At 75.5% G+C, this 4,632-nt stretch carries 4 protein-coding genes; 3 read left to right on the top strand and 1 reads right to left on the bottom strand.

Annotation, left to right across the window (positions count from 1 at the left end):
- On the bottom strand, window positions 1-929 hold a 929-nt coding region (locus EF918_RS32875), incomplete at its 3' end, for a GTP-binding protein (RefSeq protein WP_125652559.1).
- 224 nt (window positions 930-1,153) lie between these two features.
- Here EF918_RS32875 and pgsA point away from each other — a divergent pair.
- The 3 genes from pgsA to EF918_RS32860 all read left to right on the top strand — a co-directional run bounded on the left by pgsA (window position 1,154) and on the right by EF918_RS32860 (window position 3,992).
- Window positions 1,154-1,819 carry a phosphatidylinositol phosphate synthase gene (gene pgsA, locus EF918_RS32870; protein ID WP_125652558.1) on the top strand — a complete coding sequence of 222 codons (666 nt, stop codon included), beginning with the start codon at window positions 1,154-1,156 and terminating at the stop codon, window positions 1,817-1,819.
- A gap of 62 nt (window positions 1,820-1,881) precedes the next feature.
- The gene (locus EF918_RS32865) at window positions 1,882-2,835 is read left to right on the top strand and encodes a phosphatidylinositol mannoside acyltransferase (protein WP_260610906.1); all 954 of its coding nucleotides are present in this window, start codon (window positions 1,882-1,884) and stop codon (window positions 2,833-2,835) included.
- Window positions 2,832-3,992 (top strand): glycosyltransferase family 4 protein, encoded by a 1,161-nt coding sequence (locus EF918_RS32860; protein ID WP_125652556.1) that lies wholly within the window; start codon window positions 2,832-2,834, stop codon window positions 3,990-3,992. The genes EF918_RS32865 and EF918_RS32860 overlap by 4 nt, the downstream gene beginning before the upstream one ends.
- The last annotated feature ends 640 nt before the right edge of the window (window positions 3,993-4,632 follow it).

The raw sequence follows: 4,632 nt of genomic DNA, 5'->3' as shown, positions 1-4,632 counted from the left end.
CCTTCCACCCCGTGCTGATGGCCGCCCCCGCCCCCGACGGTGCCCAGGCCCTGGCGGGCCCCGTCGGGGGCGGGGGCGGCCATCAGCACGGGGTGGAAGGTGCCGCGGGCGACGGCCCGCTCCAGGTCGTCCACGAGCGTCTTGAGGTCGATGTCCTCGCCGCCGAGGTAGCGGTCCATGAGGGTCTCGTCCTCGCTCTCGGCGATGATCCCCTCGATGAGCCGGGCCCTGGCCTCGGTGATCAGTGCCAGCTCGGCGGGGTCGGGGTCGCGTTCGGCGCGGCTGCCGGAGGAGTAGTCGTAGACGCGTCGGGAGAGCAGCCCCAGCAGGCCGGTGACAGGGGCGTGGCCGTCGGCGCCGGGGGTTCCGTACAGGGGGAGGTAGAGGGGGAGGACGGCGTCGGGGTCGTCGCCGCCGAACAGCTCGCCGCACACGGAGGTCATCTGTGCGTAGTCGGCGCGCGATGCCTCCAGATGGGTGACGACGATGGCCCGGGGCATCCCGACGGCCGCGCATTCGTCCCAGACCATGCGGGTGGGGCCGGCGAGTCCGTCGGGGCCCTCGGCGGCCGAGACGACGAAGAGGGCCGCGTCGGCGGCGCGCAGGCCGGCCCGGAGTTCGCCGACGAAATCGGCGTATCCGGGGGTGTCCAGGAGGTTGATCTTGATGCCGCCCCATTCCACGGGGACGAGCGAGAGCTGCACCGACCGCTGCTGGCGGTGCTCGGTCTCGTCGTAGTCGGAGAGGGTGCCGCCGTCCTCGACCCGGCCCGCCCGGTTCACGGCCCCGGAGGTGAGGGCCAGGGCCTCGACCAAGGTGGTCTTGCCCGCTCCGCTGTGGCCGACCAGCACCACGTTCCGGATGGAGGTGGGCCGGTCGGCCGTCAGTGCCCTGCCGGCGGCTCCGGGCTGCTGTGCTTTGTCACCCATGATGCTCGTGCCTCCCGTTCGTGGTGCGGAGGATGAGGTTCTACGAGCTTTGCACCGCTGTCACACTCCGTCCATACGTCGTACCTCCGGCCGCAGCGGACCGGCCACCTCCGCGCCGCGACACCGTCCGGAGGGTGCGGGCCGAACTCGGGCGGGCCGCTGGCTACGATGGGCCAGCCGGTGGTCGTTGGGGCCGCGCGGCCCAGCGACCCTCCGGGAAGACCATGCTGAACAAGTACGCGCGTGCCTTCTTCACGCGTGTCCTCACACCGTTCGCCGCGTTTCTGCTCCGGCGGGGGGTGAGCCCGGACGCGGTCACGCTGATCGGCACCGCCGGAGTGGTCGCGGGCGCGCTGTGGTTCTTCCCGCGGGGCGAGTTCTTCTGGGGCACGATCACCATCACCCTGTTCGTCTTCTCCGACCTGGTCGACGGCAACATGGCCCGGCAGGCGGGGGTCTCCAGCCGGTGGGGCGCGTTCCTGGACTCGACGCTGGACCGGGTGGCGGACGCGGCGATCTTCGGCGGTCTGGCGCTGTGGTACGCGGGCCGGGGCGACGACAACGTGCTGTGCGCGGTGACGATCTTCTGCCTGGCCAGCGGCCAGGTGGTGTCCTACACCAAGGCGCGCGGCGAGTCGATCGGGCTGCCGGTGGCCGTGAACGGCCTGGTGGAACGGGCCGAGCGGCTGGTGCTCTCGCTGACCGCGGCCGGACTGTCGGGCCTGCAGATCTTCGGCGTGCCGTCCTGGATCGGCGTGGTCCTGCCGGTGGCGCTGTGGGCGGTGGCGGTGGGCTCGCTGGTGACGCTGGTCCAGCGGGTGGTCACCGTACGGCGCGAGGCGGCGGAGGCCGACGCGGCCGACGCGGCCTCGGGAAGCGGTGCCCACTGATGGCCGGGGACCAGGGCGGGGCGCCCGGCGGGACGTCGGCGGCCGCCGGGGAGCGGCCCGGGCTGAAGGACCGGCTCACGGACGGGCTGTACGGGCTCGGCTGGGCCGGGGTGAAGAAGCTGCCGGAGCCGGCGGCCGTCGCACTCGGCCGGAAGGTGGCGGACTACGCTTGGAAGCGGCGGGGCGGCAGTGTGCTGCGGCTGGAGTCCAACCTGGCCCGGGTGGTGCCCGGAGCGGGGCCGGAGCGGCTGCGGGAGCTGTCGCGGGCCGGCATGCGCTCGTACATGCGCTACTGGATGGAGTCGTTCCGGCTGCCGGCCATGAACCGGCAGCGGTTCGCGGACGAGGTCCTGATCGAGGGCGCGCACCACCTGACGGACGGCATCGCCGCCGGCCGCGGCGTGATCGTGGCGCTGCCGCACCTGGCCAACTGGGACCTGGCCGGTGCCTGGGTCACCTCGCACCTGCGGATCCCGTTCACCACCGTGGCGGAGCGGCTGAAGCCGGCGAGCCTGTTCGACCGGTTCGTGGCGTACCGGGAGGGACTGGGCATGGAGGTGCTGCCGCACACCGGCGGCGCCGCGTTCGGGGTGCTGGCCCGGCGGCTGCGGGCGGGCGGGCTGATCTGCCTGGTCGCTGACCGGGACCTGTCGGCCTCGGGCGTCGAGGTGGACTTCTTCGGCTCGGCGGCGCGGATGCCGGCCGGGCCGGCGCTGCTGGCGCAGCAGACCGGGGCGGTGCTGCTGCCGGTCACCCTCTGGTACGACGAGACGCCGGTGATGCGCGGGCGGATCCACCCGCCGGTGCCGGTGCCGGAGACCGGGACGCGGCAGGAGAAGACCGCGGCGATGACCCAGGCGGTGGCCGACGTCTTCGCCGAGGGCATCGCCGCGCACCCGGAGGACTGGCACATGCTGCAGCGGCTGTGGCTGGCGGACCTGGAGCCGCGCAGGGAGCCGGCGCGGCCGGCCGAGGAGGAGCGGTCGGGGAAGCGGTCGGAGGAACGGTCGGCGTGAAGATCGGCATCGTGTGCCCGTACGCGTGGGACGTCCCCGGCGGGGTGCAGTTCCACATCCGGGACCTGGCGGAGCACCTGATCGGGCTCGGCCACGAGGTGTCCGTCCTGGCCCCGGCCGACGACGAGACCCCGCTGCCGCCGTACGTGGTCTCCGCGGGCCGCGCCGTCCCGGTCCCGTACAACGGCTCGGTGGCCCGGCTGAACTTCGGCTTCCTGTCCGCGGCCCGGGTGCGGCGCTGGCTGCACGAGGGCACGTTCGACGTGATCCACATCCACGAGCCGGCCTCGCCCTCGCTGGGGCTGCTGGCCTGCTGGGCGGCGCAGGGGCCGATCGTGGCGACGTTCCACACCTCGAACCCGCGCTCGCGGGCGATGATCGCGGCGTACCCGATCCTCCAGCCGGCCCTGGAGAAGATCAGCGCGCGGATCGCGGTGAGCGAGTACGCGCGGCGGACCCTGGTGGAGCACCTGGGCGGGGACGCGGTGGTCATCCCGAACGGGGTGGACGTCGACTTCTTCGCCCGCGCCGAGCCGAATGCGGCCTGGTCCGGCCGGACCCTGGGGTTCATCGGCCGCATCGACGAGCCGCGCAAGGGCCTGCCGGTGCTGATGGCGGCCTTCCCGAAGATCGTCGAGGCCTGTCCCGACGTGCGGCTGCTGGTCGCCGGCCGGGGCGACGAGGAGGAGGCCGTGGCCTCGCTGCCGGCCGGGCTCCGGTCGAAGGTGGAGTTCCTCGGCATGGTCTCCGACGAGGACAAGGCCAGGCTGCTGCGCAGCGTGGACGTCTACGTGGCCCCCAACACCGGCGGCGAGAGCTTCGGCATCATCCTGGTCGAGGCGCTGTCGGCGGGCGCGACGGTCCTGGCCTCGGACCTGGACGCGTTCGCCCAGGTCCTGGACCACGGCGGGGCGGGCGAGCTGTTCGCCAACGAGGATCCGGACGCGCTGGCGGCCGCGGCGGTCGCCCTGCTGGGCGACCCGGAGCGCCGCGCGGCGCTCAGCGCGAGCGGCTCGGCCCATGTGCGCCGCTTCGACTGGTCGACCGTCGGGGCGGACATCCTGGCGGTCTACGAAACGGTGACCGACGGCGCCGCCGCCGTGGCCGCCGACGAACGCACAGGCCTCCGAGCCCGCCTGGGCCTCACCCGCCCGTAGCCCCACCGCCACGGCCCGCCGGGTCGGCGGGGCCGTGACGGGCGCCCACGACCGCCGGCCCACCGTCGTACGGGCCCGGGCCGGGCCCGGGGCCCACCGCACCCGCCCGGCCGCGGCCCCCCTCGCCGTCGTGGGGGCCGAGGCCTCACCGCCCGTGGGCCGGTGTGCCCGCGGCCTGCGGCCCGCAGTCGTACGGGTGGGGGGCCGGGGCCGGGATTCCATCGCCCGGCACGCGGCCGCACCGCGGCCCTGCCGCCCTCGCCGCCGGGGGCGGGCCGGGGCTCACCGCCCGGCTACCGGGCGCTGCGGCCGTGCCGGCCGTCGGCCGGGTCACCCCGCAGGGGCCCTGCCGCCCGTCGGCCGGGTGGCCCGGCGACCCGCCGCACCCGCCCTGCCGAGGCCTCACCGCCCGTGGGCCGGTGTGCCCGCGGCCAGCGGCCCGCAGTCGTACGGGTGGGGGGCCGGGGCCGGGGAGTCCACCGCCAGGCACGCGGCCGCACCGCGGCCCTGCCGCCCTCGCCGCCGGGGGCGGGGCGAGGTCCCGCCGCCCGGCTACCGGGCCCTGCGGCCGTGCCGGCCGTCGACCGGGTCACCCCGCAGGGCCCTGCCTCGGCTGCCCGGCTGCCGGGCCACCCGGGGG

The sequence above is a fragment of the Streptomyces sp. WAC06614 genome (genome assembly GCF_003949795.1).
Lineage (GTDB): Bacteria > Actinomycetota > Actinomycetes > Streptomycetales > Streptomycetaceae > Streptomyces.
This window is presented reverse-complemented; position numbering and strand designations above follow the sequence as displayed.

Coding starts and splice junctions, on each gene's coding strand:
- pgsA (WP_125652558.1), top strand. CDS start 1,154: ATGCTGAACAAGTACGCGCGTGCCTTCTTCACGCGTGTCCTCACACCG.